Below are 21,871 nucleotides of genomic sequence, written 5' to 3' on the forward strand. Positions count from 1 at the left end.
TTTTAGTACTGTGAAGTTATGGCCAAACCAGATAAGCAAGTCGATACCCTTAAAGTTCCTCCCCATTCAATAGAAGCTGAACAATCTGTTTTAGGTGGCTTAATGCTTGATAACCAAGCGTTTGACCGCGTAGCAGAGCTGGTTGTTGCGCAGGACTTTTATACCCGCACCCATAAGCTTATTTTTGAAGCCATGACCGCACTTGCTGAAGTGGGCGATCCGATAGATTTAATCACAATTTCAGAAAGCCTTGAAAAAAATAACCAACTGGCAGGTATTGGTGGTTTTGCGTATTTGGCAGAAATAGCTAAAAACACCCCAAGTGCTGCCAATATTGATGCGTACGCTAATATTGTGCGTGAGCGCGCGGTAGTGCGCGAAATGATTGGTGTAGCGAACGAAATAGCCGAAGCCGGTTTTAGCCCAGAAGGGCGCACCAGCCACGACTTATTAGACTTTGCCGAGAGTAAAGTATTTAAAATTGCTGAGCAACGTACAAAAAGTACAGAAGGCCCGCAAAGCATTCATAATATTCTTGAAAAAACCGTCGATAAAATCGAAGAGCTATACCAGTCGCCGCAAGACGGTGTAACCGGTGTAAGCACCGGGTATGCTGATTTAGATAAAATGACAGCAGGTATGCAACCTTCTGACTTAATTATTGTTGCAGCACGTCCTTCAATGGGTAAAACCACCTTTGCAATGAACCTTGCAGAGCACGCCGCAATGACGCAAGACAAGCCTGTGCTTATTTACTCACTAGAGATGCCCTCAGAACAAATTATGATGAGGATGCTTGCATCGCTTGGTCGTATTAACCAAACCAAGGTACGTACCGGCCAGTTAGATGATGACGACTGGGCGCGCCTTTCATCAACCATGGGGTTGTTGATGGAAAAAGGCAAAATGTATGTTGATGATGCATCAGGATTAACACCTACCGATGTGCGTTCACGTGCAAGACGTATAGCGCGCGACCACGGTGGTATTAGTATGATCATGGTCGATTACCTACAGTTAATGCGCGTACCTAGCCTATCAGATAACCGTACTTTAGAGATTGCCGAAATATCGCGTTCATTAAAAGCGCTCGCAAAAGAATTACAGTGCCCGGTTATAGCGCTTTCGCAGCTAAACCGTACCCTAGAGCAACGTGCCGATAAGCGCCCAATCAACTCAGATTTACGTGAGTCGGGGTCGATAGAGCAAGATGCCGATTTGATCATGTTTATATACCGTGATGAGGTATACAACGAAGACAGTACAGAAAAGGGCATCGCCGAAATTATCATAGGTAAACAGCGTAATGGCCCCATTGGTAAAGTGCGTTTAACCTTCCAGGGTCAATTTTCTCGCTTTGATAATTACGCGGGGCCAGCAGTTGATGATGAATACTAATGCGCCTAGCCACAGCCGAAATTAACTTAACCGCCCTTGCGCATAACTTATCGCAGGTAAAACATTTTGCGCCAAATAGCAAAATAATGGCGGTATTAAAAGCCAATGCGTATGGGCATGGCTTAGTAAAAATTGCTCAGCACTTAAATAGTGCTGATGCTTTTGCTGTTGCCCGAATTGATGAAGCCCTTGCACTGCGCGCTGGTGGTTTAACAAAGCCAATAGTACTGCTTGAGGGTTTTTTTAATAAAGCCGACTTGCCTATTTTACTCGCGAATAATTTTCAAACCATTATTCATGATGAAAACCAATTAGCGGCACTTGAAAACGCCAAGCTTGATGCGCCAATAACATGCTGGCTAAAAGTAAATACTGGTATGCACCGTTTAGGTATAGCACCTGAGCAGTTTGAAGAATTTTATAGTCGCTTGCAGTGCACACCCAATGCTAAAAGCACCATTAATTTGATGACCCATTTTTCGTGTGCCGATGATACGCATAATACGAAAACAGCGCAGCAAATTAGCTTATTTGATTCGCTTGTAAAAGGCATAGACCAAGCGCATTGTTTATCAAACTCGGCCGGTATTATAGCTTGGCCAGCAGGGCACGGTGATTGGATACGCCCAGGACTTATGCTTTATGGAGTGTCGCCAATGGCAGACTGCATAGGGCAGCAGCACAATTTAAAGCCGGTCATGCGTTTAACTACAAAGGTGATTGCAGTGCGTGATGTTGCTGCACATGAGCGAGTAGGGTACGGAGGCCGTTGGCAAAGTGACAAACCAACCCAATTAGCCGTTGTGGCTATGGGTTATGGCGATGGCTATCCGCGTCATGCCAAAGAAGGCACACCGGTTATGATTGCAGGGCAGCGCTACGGTATTGTAGGCAGTGTGTCTATGGATATGATAAGCATTGATATAGGCGCAAACGAGCATAATGTTAAAGTAGGCGACAGCGTTACCATGTGGGGGCCGGAGCTGCCAGTTGAAGAAATAGCCCACTGCGCTGATACTATCCCTTACGAATTACTATGTAATATTACACCGCGCGTAAGTTATGAGTATCAGCGGTAGTTAATAAGTGATATTTATTCTTTAATAAAGTAAATGTCACTAAAGCCCATACGGGCAAATTCTTGATCACGAAAGTTACGTACAGCGGAAGAGCCTTTTGAGGTTATTTCTATTTGGCGTACCATGTTTAAGTAGTTCGTTAAATCAATACCTTCGGCAGCGGCAATAGCCTGATACATGTCGTGGTATTTGTCTTTTGCGAAGTTAATTTCGCGCGGTTGGTTTTTAAATGTATAGGTTATTCTGCGTGCCATAATAAGCTCAGCTAATTGAGTGTGAGTGTAATTTTACACTGTATTGAACTGGCATTGAACGATTTGTTGAAATCAAATAATTAAAAGTAGAGTTTAAAATGAAATTATCAGTAGAGATCAGTAAATACCCACTTCATCAAGATTATATCCCGTTTATTAAAGGTTTTATTGACCGCTTAAACGAATACGACAACTTAAAAGTGCTCACCAATACCCTTTCTACGCAAATTTTTGGCGATTACGATTTAGTAATGCAAGTGCTAAACACCGAGATTAAACGCTCGTACGAAGAGTTTGGTAAGGCTATTTTTGTTTGTAAGTTTTTATCTGGCGATTTGTCTCCAGCGTAATCGCCTTTATTTAACGTGTATTAAAAACGGTAACCTCACACATGGATTTTTTAACACAAACCTTAAGTGGTTTTACAGCAATGTCGCATTGGGAATATATTGCGGTAGGGCTGTCTATTGCTTATTTATTACTGGCAATAAAAGAAAGCCTATGGTGCTGGCCTGCCGCTTTTTTTAGCACGCTTATTTACACCATAATGTACTGGAATGGCGCGCTGCTTATGGAGTCGCTACTCAATTTTTATTACATGTACATGGCTGTATTTGGCTGGATGGTATGGCGCAAAGGCAAAGCAGATAATATTAGTATTACCTCGTGGTCTTCACAACGCCACGCCATTCTTATAGCCGCTACAAGCTTAGCGGCCATTATTATTGGCTATGTAATGCAAAACTACACCCATGCCGATTTTGCCTACCTAGATAGCTTTACAACCTGTTTTGCGGTGGTAACTACGTATTTAGTTGCTAAAAAAGTGCTCGAAAACTGGCTATATTGGATTGTTATTGATGCGGCCTCTATGTATTTGTATTACGAAAAAGGCTATTACCCAACGCTCGCGCTATTTATTTTTTACACTATTATGGCCGCGTGGGGATTTAAAACCTGGTACGAAGAGTACGAGCAAAGCCAAGCTAAGCCATTAGCGCAATTATAACGCATGCACCGTAATCCAAATATTGCCGCGTTGTGTAGTGAGTTTGTGGCACCTGAGCAGGTGCTACAAACCACTAAATTAGTGAATGGTTTAAGTAACGACAATTACCTAATAAAAACTGCACAGCAAAACTACTTATTAAAATGCTACAAATCGCATTGGCCTAAAATAGGGCTACAAGCCCAAACTGCACTTAGCCAGCATAACGTTTGCCCTAAACCCATTTGGCTCAATAAGGCTAACAGGCGAGCTGCATTTCGCTATATTTGTGGTGATATTGCTACTAATAGCTACAGTATTGACCTAGTTGAAAAATTGGCACGCGTTCATAGTTACCCTCTAGCTACACAACCAATGGATATTGCAAAAGAGCTTATGTATTACGCTAATAGCAATATATATCAACAGTACAGCCGCTCAATTGAGGATACACTAAATGCCATTAGTGACATGCCCTACAACAGTGGCTTTTGTCATAACGACTTAGTTAAAGATAATCTAATAGTCAATTCAAGCGGTATGTATTTGATTGACTTTGAATATGCGCAAACTAATGACGTGTATTTTGACTTAGCGGCGCTTGCGGTCAGCTTAGAGTTAAATACGCACGCAGAGCAAGCCTTGCTTGAGCAATATAGCGCCCAGCGAGCAACCCCCAGTGATTTTTATAGCGCTTATGACAAGCTATGTCACTTTAAAGTGGTATTTTTGGTACTGTGTATAGGGTGGTATGAGCAGCGCGACATAAATAATAAGGCAAGCACATTACGCGCGCAGCTAAATAAATTATTGAGCGATATGCACGGTTAAAGGCCGCCAAAACGTGCAGCAAGCTCTTTGTATTTTGCTACCTCGTCAGCATCAAATTGCGGTTCACCGTTTTCATCTTCAGACTTGGCAATAAGTAAGCTCTCTCGAGCAAGACGTTTTACACGCTCGGTTTTTACACCTAAAAACTCAGCCACTTGCTCAGTCGACATTAAACTCATAATTACATCCTCTATATAATCCGTAAGCATCCATAATATGTTGCTAAACGGTTACTATTTTTTATTGAATACCAATAAATAGCTTGTTTTTTGCAAGTTGTGAAGTGTTTTATCAAAAACAGTTTGATTTATAGGCATATAACTTAATGATGCTGGTATTTATTTAAAGATCTCTTTATTATTGCCAGTGCTAAAGCATTGATATCGCGAGTTAGTGTTTTAGCAACAAATGTGCTCTTGTGGTGAAATGGATATCACGTGGCCCTCCGGAGGCTAAGTTCTAGGTTCGATCCCTAGCAAGAGCGCCATTTGCTTTTTATCATTTTCCTGTTTACGCCTAATCAAATTTAGTAGTCCTTTATAGTTATATAGTATTATCCTCAACTCAAAAAGTAGACTTTTATGCTTAAATAGTGCTATTTAGTAGGCATATTTAATTGTAAAAAACGCTTTTACCATGCTCATCGCGTTACCCATTTCAGAGCTTACCCCAGGTATGTTTGTTGACAGTGTTACCAAACAGCAGGAAGGGCTCAATAGTATAAAAATAAAAACCAGTGGTTTAGTGCGAAACCAAGCAATTATAAAGCGCTTAGTAACAGAAGGCGTTTTAGAGCTGCTTATCGACTTTACTAAAGGCGATGCAGCCGTACCTGATAAGTACAGACCCAAGGCTGCTGTAGTAAAAGAGCCTGTTACATCCAGCAGCAAAGCTAAGCCGCCAGCGGTAAAACCTGCAATTAACCTTGAGCAAGAATTTGCTAAAGCCAGCATTAACTTTGAGCAGCATAATCGCAAGCTGCAAGCTTTGTATGGTGATGTAACCACAGGGTTAACGGTTAATTTAACGGTAATTGACGAAATGGCTAACGATATAGTCAGCTCGGTATTTAGAAATGCTAGCGCAATGACCATTTTAACCCGCATAAAAGACAAACATAGTTACAATTGGCGCCACATGGTTAACTGCGCTATTTTCACCGCTGTGTTCGCTAAATATTTAGGGTACAAAGAAGAAGCCGTACAGCAGCTTGCTATGGGCGCGCTACTTCACGATTTAGGGCAGGCTAAACTCCCGCAGGGGATTATTTCTAGACCAAGTAAGCTCACTAGCAGTGAAATGGATATTATTAAACGTCATGTCGCCCAAGGTTTAGGCCTGGTCAAAGGTGAAAAGGGCATTACCCCTCTAATGCTCGACATGATAGTTAACCACCATGAACGATTAGATGGCTCAGGCTATCCACGTGGTATTACAGCTGAAAAGCTTAGTCGCCCAGCGCGCATTATGGCAATTGTTGATGTGTACGATGCGCTAACAGCCGACAGACCTCATCAGGAGGGAGATGAACCCATTAATGCATTACGTTATTTGTTAGCGCATAAAGAGCTATTTGATGCAGAGCTTGTTCAACATTTTATAAAATGCTTAGGTGTACATCCGGTAGGTACTATAGTCAAATTAACCAATGAGCGTTTAGCCTTGGTACTTGAAGGTAATAAGCTAAACCCAATAAAGCCAAAGGTTAAACTATTTTATAATGCAAAGCATGGCCATCACGTCACCCCTAAAGATCTCGATTTAAGCGAGCCAGATCAAAGTATAAAAATTGTATCGAGCATTAAGCCCCATGATTATCAAATTAATTTGGCTCGTTTGTTAAAAGAGCATTTGTTGAATTAGCTTTTTTACAGCGTTTAAGTTTTTCGCGCTTGGCAGAAATGTAAGCGCCTAAAAAACAGCTCGCCATTAACGTAAGCCATAGTAATGTTCCTTGCTCTACATGCAGTGCAATACAGCAAAAAGCTAACGACACTAATGCATTTAGCATGGCCCCCAACCAGTAATGGTTTACGGGGTTATCGCATTGGCCGGCCTGTGTGCAAGCACAATAGTTTGCTTTATAAAAACAATACACACTGGCGCCACAAAAAATGAGCCCCGCAATAATAAGTAATATGATCACCTATTTGCTTCCTTTGTGATTTTGTAACGAGTTTAAAATGCACGGAATTACAAGTCAATCTAAATGATAATTAATTACAATTAGAGTATAAACTCTAATAGCACATTTCTGCTCCGATGAGTTTTAAATAGTTGTTAAAATGTAGTTAAAAAACGTGTTTTTTGGTGTTTTTTGTCGCTTTGTTACAGTTTTTTATAAAAAATTAAGGTAGTGTAGCCAAGTTTAAAATCCTAATAACAACACATAGATACCCAAACGCCTGTTTGGTTAAGGACACAACAATGAAATTTTCTAAAACTCTAATCGCAGCTTCGCTTGCGTTAGTATCTGCAGATACATTTGCTGCTGCGTTTCAGTTAGCTGAGCAAAACGCATCAGGCCTTGGCCGTGCATACGCCGGTGAAGCATCTATCGCTGACGACGCCTCTGTTGTTGCTCGTAACCCCGCATTAATGACTTTATTTAAAGATAAGCAATTGAGTGTTGCAGCTATTGCTGTAGTGCCAGATGTAAGCATTGAAGGTGAGTCTACTAACAATGGTATAGACCCAAGTGCGTTAGATGACGACAGCATTGCGCCAAGCGCAGTGGTACCAGCCGCTTACTTTACTATGCCTTACAACGATAAAGTATCAGTAGGTTTTGGTGCGTTTTCTAACTTTGGTTTATCTACAGAGTTTAACGATGACTACGTAGCGGGCCAAATTGCTGGTGAAACAGAAATTTTGACCGTTAACTTTAATGCAAGCGTTGCATACAAAGTAACAGAGCAATTTAGCTTTGGTGTTGGCTTAAACTACATTTATGCTGATGCAACAGTAATTCGTAAAGTAGGCGCTAATGCAAGTGGTATTGATTTTGGTGCTGATGCAGTAAACCTTCAAGGTGATGACACCGGCCTAGGCTTAAATGTGGGCTTAATGTACCAATTAGACGAAAACAGCCGCTTTGGTTTTAACTATCGTAGCGAAACAGATATTACCTTCGAAGGTGATTTCTCAAATGAGCTACCAGTACAAGTAGGCGGCACAGGTGGTGCACAATTACCTGGCTCAGTAGATTTAACACTTCCAGCAATTGCTGAATTTTCTGGTTCACATCAGCTAGATGAAAAACTTGGATTACACTACAGCGTATTATGGACAGGCTGGAGCAGCTTTGAGTCACTAGAAGCACAGGTAACGTTACCAACAGGCGACAAGTTTATTGCATTTGAAAAGCAAGAGCAGTTTGATGATGCATTCCGTTACTCTATCGGCGCTGATTACCAATACAACGAAGACTTACTTCTTCGTGCAGGTGTAGCGTTTGATGAGTCGCCAGTATCACAAACTCACCTTTCTATCTCTATTCCAGATACTGACCGTTTTTGGTTCTCGGTAGGTGGTAACTACGCAATCGATAAGCAATCAAATGTCGATTTAGGTGTAAGTGTTGTTCGCGGTAAAACACAAAACTTTACTGAAACTGATGACTCAGGCAGCCAGTGGGGCTTTGAGTCAAAAGGCCATGCCGTTGTTATTGGCGCTCAGTACAACTACAAGTTTTAATGTAGAAATGCCTTGTAGTTAATCGCAGGGCACAAAAAAAGCCACTCACTTTAACAGTGAGCGGCTTTTTTAATGCCTATTAAATGATGTTAATAGGCATTTTTATGAAAGTTTATAAGCTCTCTATTTTAGTTTTTTGCTCAAGAAGCTTGGTTTTAGCATCAGTGAACTCAGCTAATTTAGCATTTTCTTTTGCAAGTACGGCTTCAGGTGCGTTGTTAACAAACTTTTCGTTAGCCAGCTTGTTTTGCACTTGGGCTAGGCCTTTTTCTGCTTTTTCGAGTTGCTTATTAATACGAGCAAGTTCTGCTTCAACATCGATTAAGCCCGCCATAGGGATCATAATTTCAAGGTTGCCAACATAAGAGGTTGCACACGCGGGTGCATCGTCTTTGTTTTCAAGCAGGGTGAACGATTCAAGTTTAGCAAGCGAGGCAATAAATGACTCGTTCTCGTTAATACGGCGCACATCATCGCTTGATGCGTTAGCCAGTAACACGTTAAGTGGCTTACTTGGGCTAATGTCCATCTCACCACGAATAACACGAATTGCTAAAATAAACTGTTTAACCCACTCTAAGTCGTCCATAGCTTGGGCATCAACGTTTGCCTCATTATAAACAGGGAAGCCTTGTACCATGATGCTGGTGCCTGCTGTTTCAAGCCCTGCAAGTGGTGCAACGCGCTGCCAAATAGTTTCGGTAATGTATGGCATCATTGGGTGCATTAAGCGCAGTAAGCTTTCAAGCACGGTTATTAGCGTGTTACGAGTACCGCGTTGCTGTGCTTCATTGCCTTTAAATAATACCGGCTTAGTGAGCTCTAAATACCAATCACAGAACTGATTCCAAGTGAATTCGTAAAGCGTGTTAGCGGCTAAATCAAAGCGGTAGTTATCAAGGTGCTCAGTGTAGGTTTTAACCGTTGATTCAAATTGGCCTAAGATCCAACGATCGGCTAACGAAAACTCTTTTTCAGCATCGTTGAAGCCACAATCTTGCTCTTCTGTGTTCATTAATACGTAACGGCTTGCGTTCCATAGTTTATTACAGAAGTTACGGTAACCTTCAAGACGATTCATATCCCAGTTGATATCACGACCGGTTGATGCCATTGCCGCAAGGGTAAAGCGAAGCGCATCGGTACCGTGTGCTTCAATACCATTTGCAAATACTTTGCGCGTGTCTTTTTCAATTTTAGCGGCAAGTTTAGGCTGCATCATGTTGCCAGTACGTTTTTGTACTAAATCTTCAAGCCCAATGCCGTCAATCATGTCCAGTGGGTCAAGTACGTTACCTTTTGACTTAGACATTTTATCGCCGTTGTCGTCACGTATAAGGCCCGTTACATACACTGTTTTAAACGGTACTTGCGGCTTACCATTTTCGTCTTTTATGAAGTGTAGCGTCATCATGATCATACGCGCAACCCAGAAGAAAATAATATCAAAGCCCGTTACTAACACGTCAGACGGGTGGAAGGTTTTTAAATCATCTGTGTTCTCCGGCCAACCTTGGGTTGAGAACGTCCACAGCGCAGATGAGAACCAAGTATCAAGTACATCTTCGTCTTGGCTTAGCGCAACATCATCGGCAATGTTGTTTTCACGGCGAACTTCTGCTTCATCGCGGCCAACGTAAACGTTGCCTTCGCTGTCGTACCAAGCCGGGATACGGTGACCCCACCAAAGCTGACGTGAAATACACCAATCTTGTACGTCGTTCATCCACGAGAAGTACATGTTCTCGTACTGTTTAGGCACAAACTGAATGTCGCCGTTTTTAACTGCATCTTTAGCAGGTTCTGCAAGTGGCGCAACACGTACATACCATTGGTCAGTAAGTAGTGGCTCAATAACCACACCAGAGCGGTCGCCGTAAGGTACAGTTAACGCATGGTCTTCTATTTTTTCAAGTAAACCAAGTTCTTCAAATTCTGCGATAATCGCTTTACGCGCAGCAAAACGGTCTAGACCGTGTAAGCGCTCAGGAATTGGTGCATCAAATTCAAGCTCTTTACCGTCAAAGGTGTATGTTTCACCTTGGCTAAGAATGGCAGCGTTTTTATCGAAAATATTGATCATTGGCATTTTGTGACGCTTGCCAACTTCGTTATCGTTAAAGTCGTGTGCAGGGGTGATTTTTACACAACCTGTGCCTTTGTCTTTATCAGCGTGCTCATCTGCAACAATGGTGATACGACGATTTACAATAGGCAGTAAAATCTCTTTACCAATTAAATCTTGGTAGCGCTCGTCATCTGGATTAACCGCAACACCTGAGTCACCTAACATGGTTTCAGGGCGAGTTGTTGCTACGACAATGTAATCTTTGCCGTCTTGTGTTTTAACGCCATCGGCAAGTGGGTAGCGCAGGTTCCACATGTGGCCTTGTTTGTCTTTGTTTTCAACTTCAAGGTCTGAGATAGCCGTGTGTAATTTTGGATCCCAGTTTACTAGGCGCTTACCGCGGTAAATTAGGTTTTCTTTGTGAAGACGAACAAAGACTTCTTTAACTGCTTCTGATAAGCCATCGTCCATCGTAAAGCGTTCACGGTCCCAATCAACCGATGCGCCAAGACGACGAAGCTGTTTAGTGATAGTACCGCCAGATTCGTTTTTCCATTCCCAAATTTTATTAATAAAATCTTCGCGGCCTAAATCGTGACGTGTTTTACCTTCTTCAGCGTGTAGTTTACGCTCAACCAACATTTGCGTTGCAATACCCGCGTGGTCAGTACCTACTTGCCATAATGTGTTGTTACCTTGCATACGCTTAAAACGCGTAAGGGTATCCATTATTGTATCTTGGAAGGCGTGGCCCATGTGCAAGCTACCGGTGACATTTGGCGGCGGGATCATAATTGAATACGGTACGCCTTGGCCAGATGGCTTAAAGTAGCCTTTTTGTTCCCAGTCTTGGTATAGCGACTGTTCAATATCTTGCGGATTGTAGGTTTTATCCATTACACAGAACCTTAAATAAGTACTTAAATTAGTTGGTTAGCTTTATCCTAAACGGCTAGCTATTAATCTCTTGCGTGCTGATATTGGCACCAAGTTGGCGCAGCTTTTTAAAGCGCTCACGAGCGGCTTGTTTAGCTACAGACTCTACTGGTACAAAATCAAAAACTTGGCTAAAGCGCCTAATAAAATCGGGCAGGTTATTAGCTAAGTTAATTAAAACGTTACGTTTGCCAACAGGAGGCGTGGTGCCTATTTCTACAGGCGCGCCGGCTTTTGGGCCTTCGCCTTGCAGGTTATGCGGCACAAAACTGTCGGGATCAAATGCCCAAATGGTTTCGTCAATGGCATAGGCGGTGTGTTCGTTATCAACAAAAATAAACACACGGTTCCCTAAACGATACTGCTCTGCGGCAATTTGAGCTGCTAAAGCAAAATGATCATCAGGCTTAGCTTTTGATTCATCCTCTTGCTTTAGAACGAAAAATTGGGCATTCATGTTCATTGTATCGGGGTTTCCCATGACATTGAATGTGCACATAGTTGATACACATAAATTAAGAGGCAGATTTTGCCATATAACGGGGTTTGCTTCAATTAATACACAGATAATTAAGGCAATAAAAAGGCGCCAAACGGCGCCTTAAAACAAGCTAAGCAGATTATTAATCGTGTGCAGCTTCGCTTACTCCAGCTCGGTTTAATAAATACTGAGTAAGCATAGGAACAGGGCGCCCCGTTGCGCCTTTTTTAGCACCACTGCGCCACGCTGTACCGGCGACATCTAAGTGTGCCCAGTTATATTTTTTAGTAAACTTAGATAAGAAACACGCTGCGGTAATAGTACCTGCAGAGCGCCCGCCTAAGTTTGTAAAATCGGCAAATGGGCTATCGAGTTGATCTTGATAGTCATCCCACAGTGGTAACTGCCATGCGCGGTCGCCACTTTGCTCAGACGCTTTTAATAAATCATGCGCCAGTGGATTGTGATTTGACAGTAAACCCGTAGCGTGTGCGCCAAGGGCAACAATACACGCACCGGTAAGTGTTGCTACGTCAATGACTGTATCTGGGTCAAAACGCTCAACGTACGTGAGTGCATCACATAATACTAAGCGGCCTTCAGCATCAGTATTAAGCACTTCAACTGTTTGTCCCGACATGGTTGTTAAAATATCACCAGGGCGATACGCATTAGAGCTTGGCATGTTTTCACAGCCAGCTAACACGCCAATTACGTTAATAGGCAGCTGCATTTGGGCCAGTGCACGCATAGCACCAATAACACCAGCTGCACCGCCCATGTCGTATTTCATTTCATCCATGGCTTCACCTGGCTTAATTGAAATACCGCCTGAATCAAACGTTAAACCTTTACCTACTAGCACAATAGGCGCTTGCTCATCGCTTGCACCTTTGTAGTTAATAACCGACATAACCGATTCGTTATCACTGCCGCGACCAACTGCTAAGTACGAGTTCATACCTAGCTCGGCCATTTTTTCTTCGCCAATAATATCAACGGTGATGTTGTCAAAATTGCTAGCCAGCTCTTGCGCTTGTTCGCCTAAGTAAGCGGGATTACAAATATTGGGTGGCATGTTGGCTACGTCTTTACATAGCTTACTACCTGCGGCAATGGCTAAACCATGCTCAATAGCGCTTTCACCAATGGTCAGCTCGCGACGCGTGGGTACGTTAAACACAATTTTACGAAGTGGACGACGAGGGTCTACTTTTTTGCTTTTTAGCTGGTTAAATGTGTATAAACAATCTTGTGTTGTTTCTACCGCTTGGCGAACCTTCCAGTAGGTATCACGGCCTTTAACGTGTTGCTCTGTTAAAAAGCATACCGCTTCCATTGAGCCGGTTTCGTTTAAGGTATTAATTGTTTTAGAAATTATTTGCTTATATTGCTTATCATCAAGCTCGCGCTCTTTACCACAGCCAACAAGCAATACGCGCTCGCTTAAAACGTTAGGTACATGATGCAATAATAAAACTTGCCCCGGCTTACCTTCTAAATCGCCACGGCGTAGTAAATTTGAGATATAACCATCGCTGATTTTATCGAGTTGTTCACCAATGGGGGATAACCTACGTGGTTCGTAAACACCAACGACAATACACGCGCTGCGCTGTTTTTCTGGGCTACCACTTTTTACGTTAAATTCCATTGTTACTCCTGGTTGTGAGTCATATACGTTATTAATAGGGGCTAAAAAAATAAAATCTAGTCTTAGCTACGTAACTTATGTAGGGATAATCTTAATTTTAGCTGATTTTTTCTGACTCTTACTGTGTAATTGAACTTTATATGTTTAAGGGCTACTAATGCAACAATATATCGTGCACTTAGGTAGGATAATTAATTTTGTTAGCTTATAATAACGACTTATTTACCAGATAAAACTGGGTAAAATAGCTACTTTATTATCAAATTATCACTATTGTAGTGAAATTCTATGTTTAACAGGGGCGAGCATTGCTTATTTTTCGTTATTTGACCGCTGAGGTTTTAAAATCGCAGGTCGCCGTATTTTTAACTTTAATGACCATTTTTGTGTCACAAAAGTTTGTGGTTATTTTAGGTGATGCCTCAGAAGGGAGCATTCCTGCCAAATTAGTATTATCGATGATTGCGCTTAAATTGCCGCAACTAGCCTCGCTGATCCTGCCATTAAGTATATTTTTGGGCATAATTTTAGCCTACAGCCGCATTTACGCCGACAGCGAAATGACTGTGCTCAAAGCGTGTGGGGTGAGCGAATGGTACGTGGTACGCGTCACTTTAATTTCGAGCGTGGGTTTGGCTATATTAGCAGCCTCACTGACCATGTACCTTGCGCCATGGGCCAGCGAGCAAGAGTACCAATTAAAAGAACAAGCTAAGGCCGATGCGGGTTTATCAGCCTTAAGAGCGGGGCGGTTTCAACAAACCGGTAACGAAAAAGCCGTGGTGTTTATTCATAACATTGAAAACGGCGGTAAAGAACTTAATAAAGTATTTGTAGCGCAGCTTCCCGATACTGAAAAAGATGACCTTGCACGTTTAGTATATGCCGAGCAAGGTGTGGTGGTAGAGGCTGTAAACGGTGAGCAGCAATTAGTGCTAACTGATGGCAAACGCTACGAAACCGATGGCCAAACACCGGCCCTTAATTTAACGCAGTTTGATGGCTACAGCGTACAAATACGCGAGCAAGAAATAGAGCATCAGCGCCGTAAATTAGAAGCGATACCTACTAATCAGTTATTACCACTTAACACCTCTGAGTCAATTGCTCAGTGGCAGTGGCGCATTGCCATACCGCTTTCTATTCCGTTACTCACCTTAATAGCAGTACCGCTAAGTGTGGTTAATCCGCGCCAAGGTAAGTTTGCTAAATTAGTGCCAGCCATTAGCTTGTACTTGGGTTATTTTATCTTACTCAATGCCGCAAAATTTGCTGTAGAAGATGGCAAAATACCGCCTTCAATCGGCTTGTGGTGGATTCACTTAAGTGCTTTGTTTATAGGCAGTTTATTAATTATAAAAGGTCGCCCACTAGGGGCCTGGCTTAAAGCCGTTGTAACAAAACGGGAGTTAAGCGCATGATGAAAACACTCGATTGGTACTTAGGCCGCAGCATTTTACAAACCACTGGATTTGCTTTGTTGGTGCTAGTAGGGATTAGTACATTAATTAAATTTATTGATCAGCTAAAGTCGGTAGGTCGTGGCAGTTACGATTTAATGACCGCTACTTTATATACTTTTTACAGTATGCCAGGCGACTTAGTTATATTTTTCCCGATGGCTGCGCTTATTGGTGGCTTAACTGGGCTTGGTGCACTGGCTTCAAATAGTGAGTTAGTGGTTATGCAAGCTGCGGGTATGTCGCGCTTACAAATTATAGGCTCGGTAATGAAAACCGCCGTGTTTATGGCTGTGTGCATGATGGCCCTTGGTGAATGGGGCGCACCCGAGGCGCAACAACACGCCAAAGAAATGCGTAATCAGGCAATACATGGTGGCGACGTGTTTAATGCACAAAAAGGCGTATGGGCTAAAGATGGCAATAACTTTATTAATATTGAAGATGTAGATCAAAGTGGCCGCTTAAACGGTGTACATATGTATCACTTTGACAAGTCACTCGATTTAACTCAAATCACTAAAGCTAAAGTTGCTATTGGCCGTGACGAAGGTTGGCTATTACGCGATGTAAATAAGGTTCATATTAGTGATGAGCAAATAAGCAGTGAGCACATAGATGAAGAGTTTTACCCATCGCAATTAACGGGCGAAAAGCTTGGGGTGGTATCGGTGAAACCTGAGTCGCTTTCGTTTACAGGGCTTTGGTCATACTTAGGATACTTACAGCAAAATGAGCAAGATACCAGCACCTATGAGTTGGCTTTGTGGCGTAAGCTAATGCAGCCAGTCTCTGTTGCCGTTATGCTACTAGTTGCACTGTCGTTTATATTTGGCCCTTTACGTACCGTAACTATGGGCGCGCGCATCATTATGGGTGTAGTAACAGGGATTGTATTTCACTTAACAAATGAGATATTTGGTCCAGTCGTAATGGTTTATCAAATACCCGCAATTATAGGCGCGGTATTGCCAAGTGTATTGTTTATAGGCTTTGCTACATATTTAATGAATAAACGGGTATAGCCGTTTATACATTGCATTAAAAAGGGTGACCAAGGGTCACCCTTTTTGCTTTTACTAATCTAGCTCGCGGTAAATACGCTTGTTTTCTTCTTTTGTAAGGGTAACGACCTCTGTTTTTGAAATATAGTCTTGTAGCGCTTTTTTGTTTTTAAAATCAATTAATACCACCAGATTACCTAATCCAAGCAGGGCACTTAGGCTGCGAACAATAGACTGCGGCCAACTAATTAAACATCCTTCGTTAGTTTGTACTTTTAAACGCCATGCGCGCATGCCAATAGTTTGCCCGCTTTTAGTCCAAAAGTAGCCAAAAAATACCAAGGCAACTGTAACAAGTAGGGCGCTGCGAACGCTTGAGAGCAATAACGATTCTTGAATAAGTGCCGATACATCCTCAGCTCCATTTAAGCTAATCACATCAAGTGTAATAAGCCCTTGTACGGCAAATAAATAGAGCACAACCGTTAACATAGCAAATGCAATAATGGCTAACGTATCGTAAACTAAGGACGCAAAGCGACGCCAAAACCCAGCACGTGGAAACTCACCAGACATAAATATACTCTCACTATTAATATGCGCGCTAGTTTAGCAAAAAAGCATCTAAATACTAAGCGCTATAGTTTAGCCTAACTGTTTTATGTATTTAGGGGGGTATGGAGCTAACCTTATTTATTGTGGGCTGTCTAAATGTTAAGCGATTGATCAGGCTAATGTCATAAAACGCTTGCTGCCACCCCTATTGTTTGTATAATGCTTGGCATAGAGACGAAGGCACATAAATAATCCTTAGCTCTAAAGTGGTTTTTCTTTATCTTCTCGTGTTTAGAAGGTTAAAGAAAAATGATGCCAGCGTGATGAAATTGGTAGACATGGGGGATTCAAAATCCCCTGCAGCAATGCGTGGCGGTTCGAGTCCGCCCGCTGGTACCACTTTTTATAGCCTCTGCTAGTTTTAGCAGAGGTTTTTTTATGCCTGAAATTTGAGTAGGGGCGGACTCGAGCGTCACTCAAGGTGGCGCTAGTATCAGTTACAGCCCGCCCGCTGGTACCACTTTTATAGCCTCTGCTAGTTTTAGCAGAGGCTTTTTTATGCCTGAAATTTGAGTAGGGGCGGACTCGAGCGTCACTCAAGGTGGCGCTAGTATCAGTTACAGCCCATCTGCTGGTACCTAGTACGGGTTATATTTGTTTTTTCACCACCGGCGGTACCATGCGCGTTGCCTTGAAGATTTAAATTCATAATAAGGTTTGCAAGCTGGCAGTATTTCAAGCCACTATCCTAGTACTTGAACCAAGCTTGGCGTAAATGTGTTTTTAATAAAAATAAGCCAGCACAACAAAATACACCGCTGTTAAAAAACAAAAACCAGCAATTAAGCTGGTTTTTGTAGGTTATGTGCTATTAGTTTTTTAAATCTATGCTGTATAGCGCAAAACCATTTTCGTCAGTTTTAAGTGGCGAGGTAGGCGCCACAGCTGGTAGTGTTTGGGCAATAGTCGCTACCTCCTCAAGCGGTGATGTTCTAAACACAACGTTTAGCTCTGTGCTGGTGGTCACGGGGCTAAAGCGCCAGTTATTATCGGCCGACGGGTCAATACTGCCTGTGCTACTTTTAGCGGCTTCGCTAATAATGTAACTACGCAGTACACCGCGGTTTTCATCTGGGCCTTCAAATGTTTCACGGCTGATGCCGTCAATCGCTGGGAAGTTTCCGCCGCCCGATGCACGATAGTTATTCGTTACAATTAAAAACTCTGCCTCTAAATCTATTGCTTCACCTTGGTATTGCAAGTTAGTGATGCGCGAATTGTTTTCACTTATTAATACGCCATCGTTGTTGTATCGCTTTGGCTGCGTTACGTCTATTTCAAAGGTAACACCGTCAATAATATCAAAGTTAAATGTAGGAAAAGTGGTATCGAGTAGGTTTTGCTCAGCACTGCTGTTTACATCAATTTGATTAAACTGACCTGCAGAGCGTTCAAGCCACTCTTTAACATCGTTACCTGTTACTTTTACCATACGAATAGTGTTTGGAAACACATACAAACTCACAGTATCAAGCAAGGTAATATCGCCTGCTTTTACATTGGTATAATCTTCAATACCATTGCGGCCAGCTCTAAATGGGGCTGCTGCCGAAAGTACCGGTAAGCCATCAAGCTCAGTGCCTTGAATAAACGCTTTGCCCCACGCTATTTGCGCATCTGATACTATTTGAATTGATGGGTCGTCTTGTACTAGTGCAAAAAAACTATAAATTGGGTTTGAAATTTCAGCAAATGGTTCGCTCACCCAATCAATCGTTGCTTGATGCTCAAGCTCAATTGCGGCAGCTACATCGGTATCTACAGCAGCTAAATCAACAAAGTCGCCGTTTTCGTCTGTACCACTAATGGCGCGGGTTTCTACTTTTGAGCTGGTCACTTCCCAGCCGCCTTCATCGTTTGGCTCAATAATTAAATCTATAACCCCTAAGTTATTGCCAAAAAAACCAGGCATAACAGCGGGTACACCATTAAGTTTTCCGTTTACGTTATCAATACCCGCCGACTCATAGCCATCGTACGACGCATCACCGGGAAACAAACGGTGGTTATGACCAAACAATATGGCGTCTACGTCATCTACTTTAGACAGGTAAAGGGCCGTATTTTCAGCAAGGTCCTCTTGGGCGCTGGCTGTTAACCCTGAGTGCGGAATGGCAATAATAATATCGGCGCCTTGTACTTTCATTTGTGGAATGAACTTTTCAGCAGTAGCAACAATATCTTTTGCAATAACCTTACCTTGTAAGTGCGCGCTATCCCACTGCATAATTTGCGGTGGGGTAAGACCTAAGTAACCAATTTTAATTGTTTGTTCGTTGCCGTTTATATCAAGTACGGCTTTGTCTTGAATGTAATACGGGGTGTAACGGTTTTCATCGTTGCTGTCGTCATCATCACCATCATCTACGTATACATTGGCATTAATATACGGGAAGTCGGCACCACTTAATGTGGCATCTAAAAACTCTAAGCCAAAATTAAATTCATGGTTTCCTAAGTTAGCTACATCGTAATCAAGCAAGTTCATCGCTTTAAAGGCGACATGGGTTGCACCATTTAAAATATCGTCTTTACGTACAATCGCTTCGTAATCGCCAAGCGGGCTGTTTTGAATTAAATCACCATTATCAACCAGTACACTGTTTTGCACTTCATTTCGGGCTTCTTTTATAAGGGTAGCAGTATTAACAAACCCTAAGGTTTCTGATGGGGCTTGTGCAAAGTAATCGTAGTTAGATAAATACATGTGTATGTCGGTTGTTTCCATTACACGCAAAGTAACCGGTGCAGGCTCTGGTGTTTCTACAACGACAGGGTCGTTATTATCGTCATCATCAATGTCGCAGCCACTCAATGCGAGTGCAATAGTTAGTGCCAATGTTGATTTTAAAACGTGCTTTTTAGTGATTCGATTTTTCATGGTCATTCCGTGTAATTTAAAAAGAGTACAGTAAAAAAGGTTTATTAAAGTATGATGAACTAAAATGTGAATCCACATTTACATTTTTAGGTGGTGCTATTACAGTAAACAGTGTTTTAGTATTACTTTCAAACTTGTGTGCCTTAGCGCTCGCAGTAAAAAATAAATTTAAAAATGGTGTAGGCTATAACTTGCCAGCACTTTTCGATAACACTAAATCGGTTGTTGGGCTTCATTAAAATAATAAAGGAAAACAGGATGAAAAAATCACTACTTTCAGTGGCATTAGGTTTTGCTGCACTTAGTGCGTTTAACGCACAGGCAAACCTTGATCAGCACGTTAAAAGTGTAGAGCAGCAGGTAATTGAATGGCGACGCGACTTTCACCAAAATCCTGAGCTTGGTAACCGCGAAACGCGTACCGCGGGCATTGTGGCTAAACACTTAAAGTCGTTAGGTATGCAAGTACAAACCGATATTGCTTACACTGGTGTTGTCGGTATTTTAAAAGGTGCAAAGCCCGGCCCTACGGTTATGCTTCGCGCTGATATGGATGCACTACCGGTAACAGAAAAAACAGATGTGCCATTTAAATCAACCAAAACCACCACTTACCGAGGCGTTGATGTAGGTATAATGCATGCCTGTGGTCACGATACGCACGTAGCTATGCTAATGGGCGCTGCACAGGTACTGGCAAACATGAAAGATGAGCTGCATGGCAACATTATGTTTGTGTTTCAGCCTGCTGAAGAGGGCGCACCTTTAGGCGAAGAGGGCGGTGCAGAGCTAATGCTTAAAGAAGGCATTTTTACCAAATATAAGCCAGATGTTGCCTTTGGCCTGCATATTACTTCAAGTCTACATACAGGTAAAATTGGTTATCGAAGTGGGCCATTTATGGCCAGTGCTGACCGCTTTGAAATAACTGTACATGGTCGCCAAGCGCATGGCTCAGCACCCTGGACTGGCGTTGATCCAATTGCTGCCGCTGCGCAAATTGTAACGGGTGTTAACCACATTGTAAGCCGCCAAGTAAATATAACCAAAGAGCCGGCTATTGTGTCGTTTGGTAAAATTGCCGGTGGTGTGCGTAATAATATTATTCCTGAAGAAGTTGAAATGGTTGGTACTATTCGTAATTTTGATATGGATAATCGCGCGCAAATCTTTGAAAATATTAAAACAACCGCTACGCATATTGCCAAGTCGTCGGGGGCAACGGCCGATGTACATATACACGAAGGTTACCCTGTAACGGTTAATAACCCTGAGCTTACAGCGCAAATGTTGCCGAGCCTTGAAAAAGCAGCCGGTAAACAAAACGTGCAAGAAATGGGTAAAATAACCGGCGCAGAAGATTTTTCGTTTTATGCATTAGAAATACCCAGTGTATTTGTATTTTTAGGTGGTACACCAGCAAATCAAGACCTAAAAACGGTAGCAAGTAACCACTCACCGTATTTTTACGCCGATGAATCGTCGTTTAAAGTGGGGACCAAAGCGCTTAGCCAATTAGCGGTAGATTATTTAAATAGCCAAAAATAACGACATAACTACCCAGCGAGTAAAGCAATTACTGGCTGGGTATTACTATTTATACTTATAAGCTGCACAGTACGTGCACGTTAAACCAACATGGTTGAATGTATGTCTGAACACCCTTTTTTGGCACCCAAGCAACAACGCAGCCAGCAAACCCAAGAAAAATTATTAAAAGCGCTGCATCACAGTTTAAAAAGTAAGTTTTTTGAACACATAAGTATAAAAGAGCTGGCAGACTACGCCGAGGTGTCGGTTGGTACGTTTTACCGTCGCTTTAAAAACAAAGAGTCGCTGTTGCCTATGCTGTATCAAGACTTTGGTATTGCATTAGATAATTGGGTAACCGAGCTTGAGGTACAGCACTATGAAAACTTAGATGCTGTAGTTAACTCTTTATGCCATAAAACGTATGTGTTTTTATTATCACAACAGGGAGTATTTAGAACGCTGCATTTAAATTCGCGTTTACACAGTGAGTTATTAGGCACTGATAAACACATAAACAGACGAGTTATTTATCAGCGTTTAGCACAATTAATTAGCCAAACCGATACCAAAGTGAGCGAAACGGCGGCAGGTACAGCAGTATTTTTAATTGTTAGCTCATTGCTTGATAAAGTACTTTACCACGATTTAACCCCTGCGATTGCGTGTGATTTATCGGCGCAGCGATATGCGCAAGAGCTGCCTAAAATTATTTTAGCTTATTTAGGGCGTGTTGATCTTTGATGGTTGAATTTACAGCAGTATGTTTGGTTTTTAGGCAAGGCAGAACCTATGAAGTGTGGTTATTCCCCATAAATAGGCGATAACGCTACATAAATGCCAAACATGCGCTGCCCTGCTGGTTCTGCCTAGGGGCGATAAACTCTTTGTTGTCTACATGGATGTAGGTAAGGGGCGTGAGCAGGACGCGGAAGCTTTGCTCGGTTTTTACTTATTCTTACATGGATGTAAGTCATTAGAATAACGCAGGAGCAG

19 protein-coding genes and 2 tRNA genes are annotated in these 21,871 nt (G+C 42.3%); 13 read left to right on the forward strand and 8 right to left on the reverse strand.

Features of this window, described 5'->3' with window-relative positions:
- Nucleotides 1-18 precede the first annotated feature (18 nt).
- Nucleotides 19-1,398, forward strand: a complete 1,380-nt coding sequence (gene dnaB / locus AN393_RS17315) for a replicative DNA helicase (RefSeq protein WP_055015261.1) — start codon at nucleotides 19-21, stop codon at nucleotides 1,396-1,398.
- Nucleotides 1,398-2,477, forward strand: a complete 1,080-nt coding sequence (gene alr, locus AN393_RS17320) for an alanine racemase (protein ID WP_055018742.1) — start codon at nucleotides 1,398-1,400, stop codon at nucleotides 2,475-2,477. Before dnaB ends, alr begins: the two co-directional genes overlap by 1 nt.
- A gap of 14 nt (nucleotides 2,478-2,491) precedes the next feature.
- Here alr and AN393_RS17325 read toward each other — a convergent pair whose 3' ends face one another.
- The gene (locus AN393_RS17325; RefSeq protein WP_055018743.1) at nucleotides 2,492-2,731 is read right to left on the reverse strand and encodes a DUF2960 domain-containing protein; all 240 of its coding nucleotides are present in this window, start codon (nucleotides 2,729-2,731) and stop codon (nucleotides 2,492-2,494) included.
- A 98-nt stretch (nucleotides 2,732-2,829) separates the two neighbouring features.
- Between AN393_RS17325 and AN393_RS17330 the strand changes: the two genes are divergently transcribed.
- The 3 genes from AN393_RS17330 to AN393_RS17340 are packed head-to-tail and all read left to right on the forward strand — an operon-like array spanning nucleotide 2,830 to nucleotide 4,550.
- The gene (locus AN393_RS17330; RefSeq protein WP_055018744.1) at nucleotides 2,830-3,081 is read left to right on the forward strand and encodes a hypothetical protein; all 252 of its coding nucleotides are present in this window, start codon (nucleotides 2,830-2,832) and stop codon (nucleotides 3,079-3,081) included.
- 41 nt (nucleotides 3,082-3,122) lie between these two features.
- Nucleotides 3,123-3,740 (forward strand): nicotinamide riboside transporter PnuC, encoded by a 618-nt coding sequence (pnuC, locus tag AN393_RS17335; RefSeq protein ID WP_055015264.1) that lies wholly within the window; start codon nucleotides 3,123-3,125, stop codon nucleotides 3,738-3,740.
- A 3-nt stretch (nucleotides 3,741-3,743) separates the two neighbouring features.
- Nucleotides 3,744-4,550: a phosphotransferase family protein gene (locus tag AN393_RS17340; protein WP_055018745.1), complete on the forward strand. Its 807-nt coding sequence runs from the start codon at nucleotides 3,744-3,746 to the stop codon at nucleotides 4,548-4,550.
- Here AN393_RS17340 and AN393_RS17345 read toward each other — a convergent pair.
- Nucleotides 4,547-4,729 (reverse strand): hypothetical protein, encoded by a 183-nt coding sequence (locus AN393_RS17345; RefSeq protein WP_055015266.1) that lies wholly within the window; start codon nucleotides 4,727-4,729, stop codon nucleotides 4,547-4,549. The two genes, AN393_RS17340 and AN393_RS17345, sit on opposite strands and share 4 nt — an antisense overlap.
- 233 nt (nucleotides 4,730-4,962) lie before the next feature.
- On the opposite strand from AN393_RS17345, the gene AN393_RS17350 reads away from it, so the two are divergent.
- Both AN393_RS17350 and AN393_RS17355 read left to right on the forward strand, forming a co-directional pair.
- Nucleotides 4,963-5,037 (forward strand) — tRNA-Arg (locus tag AN393_RS17350).
- Nucleotides 5,038-5,186: 149 nt separating this feature from the next.
- Nucleotides 5,187-6,413, forward strand: coding sequence for an HD domain-containing phosphohydrolase (locus tag AN393_RS17355; RefSeq protein WP_055018746.1), 1,227 nt, complete (start codon nucleotides 5,187-5,189; stop codon nucleotides 6,411-6,413).
- Here the strand turns inward: AN393_RS17355 and AN393_RS17360 are convergent.
- The gene (locus AN393_RS17360) at nucleotides 6,373-6,696 is read right to left on the reverse strand and encodes a hypothetical protein (protein WP_055015268.1); all 324 of its coding nucleotides are present in this window, start codon (nucleotides 6,694-6,696) and stop codon (nucleotides 6,373-6,375) included. The genes AN393_RS17355 and AN393_RS17360 overlap by 41 nt on opposite strands.
- Before the next feature lie 281 nt (nucleotides 6,697-6,977).
- Between AN393_RS17360 and AN393_RS17365 the strand changes: the two genes are divergently transcribed.
- Complete coding sequence (locus AN393_RS17365; RefSeq protein WP_055018747.1) at nucleotides 6,978-8,246, forward strand: outer membrane protein transport protein; 1,269 nt, start codon at nucleotides 6,978-6,980, stop codon at nucleotides 8,244-8,246.
- A 112-nt stretch (nucleotides 8,247-8,358) separates the two neighbouring features.
- Here the strand turns inward: AN393_RS17365 and AN393_RS17370 are convergent, their stop codons facing one another.
- From AN393_RS17370 to pepA, 3 genes are all read right to left on the reverse strand, one after another.
- Entirely contained in the window at nucleotides 8,359-11,211 is a 2,853-nt protein-coding gene (locus tag AN393_RS17370) for a valine--tRNA ligase (RefSeq protein WP_055018748.1), read from the reverse strand.
- Between the two features lie 55 nt (nucleotides 11,212-11,266).
- Nucleotides 11,267-11,713 (reverse strand): DNA polymerase III subunit chi, encoded by a 447-nt coding sequence (locus AN393_RS17375; protein WP_055015271.1) that lies wholly within the window; start codon nucleotides 11,711-11,713, stop codon nucleotides 11,267-11,269.
- Between the two features lie 160 nt (nucleotides 11,714-11,873).
- Nucleotides 11,874-13,385 carry a leucyl aminopeptidase gene (gene pepA, locus AN393_RS17380; protein WP_055018749.1) on the reverse strand — a complete coding sequence of 504 codons (1,512 nt, stop codon included), beginning with the start codon at nucleotides 13,383-13,385 and terminating at the stop codon, nucleotides 11,874-11,876.
- Nucleotides 13,386-13,693: 308 nt separating this feature from the next.
- Between pepA and lptF the strand changes: the two genes are divergently transcribed.
- Nucleotides 13,694-14,806: an LPS export ABC transporter permease LptF gene (lptF, locus tag AN393_RS17385; RefSeq protein ID WP_055015273.1), complete on the forward strand. Its 1,113-nt coding sequence runs from the start codon at nucleotides 13,694-13,696 to the stop codon at nucleotides 14,804-14,806.
- Nucleotides 14,803-15,870 (forward strand): LPS export ABC transporter permease LptG, encoded by a 1,068-nt coding sequence (gene lptG, locus AN393_RS17390; protein WP_055015274.1) that lies wholly within the window; start codon nucleotides 14,803-14,805, stop codon nucleotides 15,868-15,870. Before lptF ends, lptG begins: the two co-directional genes overlap by 4 nt.
- Nucleotides 15,871-15,924: 54 nt before the next feature.
- Here lptG and AN393_RS17395 read toward each other — a convergent pair whose 3' ends face one another.
- On the reverse strand, nucleotides 15,925-16,425 hold the full coding sequence (locus AN393_RS17395; protein ID WP_055015275.1) for an RDD family protein: 501 nt from the start codon (nucleotides 16,423-16,425) through the stop codon (nucleotides 15,925-15,927).
- Between the two features lie 293 nt (nucleotides 16,426-16,718).
- Between AN393_RS17395 and AN393_RS17400 the strand changes: the two genes are divergently transcribed.
- Nucleotides 16,719-16,803, forward strand: a tRNA-Leu gene (locus AN393_RS17400).
- A gap of 472 nt (nucleotides 16,804-17,275) precedes the next feature.
- Here the strand turns inward: AN393_RS17400 and AN393_RS17405 are convergent.
- Nucleotides 17,276-19,345 (reverse strand): bifunctional 2',3'-cyclic-nucleotide 2'-phosphodiesterase/3'-nucleotidase, encoded by a 2,070-nt coding sequence (locus tag AN393_RS17405; RefSeq protein WP_082422781.1) that lies wholly within the window; start codon nucleotides 19,343-19,345, stop codon nucleotides 17,276-17,278.
- 258 nt (nucleotides 19,346-19,603) lie between these two features.
- Here AN393_RS17405 and AN393_RS17410 point away from each other — a divergent pair, with 258 nt between their 5' ends.
- Nucleotides 19,604-20,893, forward strand: coding sequence for a M20 family metallopeptidase (locus AN393_RS17410; protein WP_055018750.1), 1,290 nt, complete (start codon nucleotides 19,604-19,606; stop codon nucleotides 20,891-20,893).
- Between the two features lie 102 nt (nucleotides 20,894-20,995).
- Nucleotides 20,996-21,619 carry a TetR/AcrR family transcriptional regulator gene (locus AN393_RS17415; RefSeq protein ID WP_055018751.1) on the forward strand — a complete coding sequence of 208 codons (624 nt, stop codon included), beginning with the start codon at nucleotides 20,996-20,998 and terminating at the stop codon, nucleotides 21,617-21,619.
- Nucleotides 21,620-21,871 lie beyond the last annotated feature (252 nt).

The sequence above is a fragment of the Pseudoalteromonas sp. P1-25 genome (assembly GCF_001401805.1).
Lineage (GTDB): Bacteria > Pseudomonadota > Gammaproteobacteria > Enterobacterales > Alteromonadaceae > Pseudoalteromonas.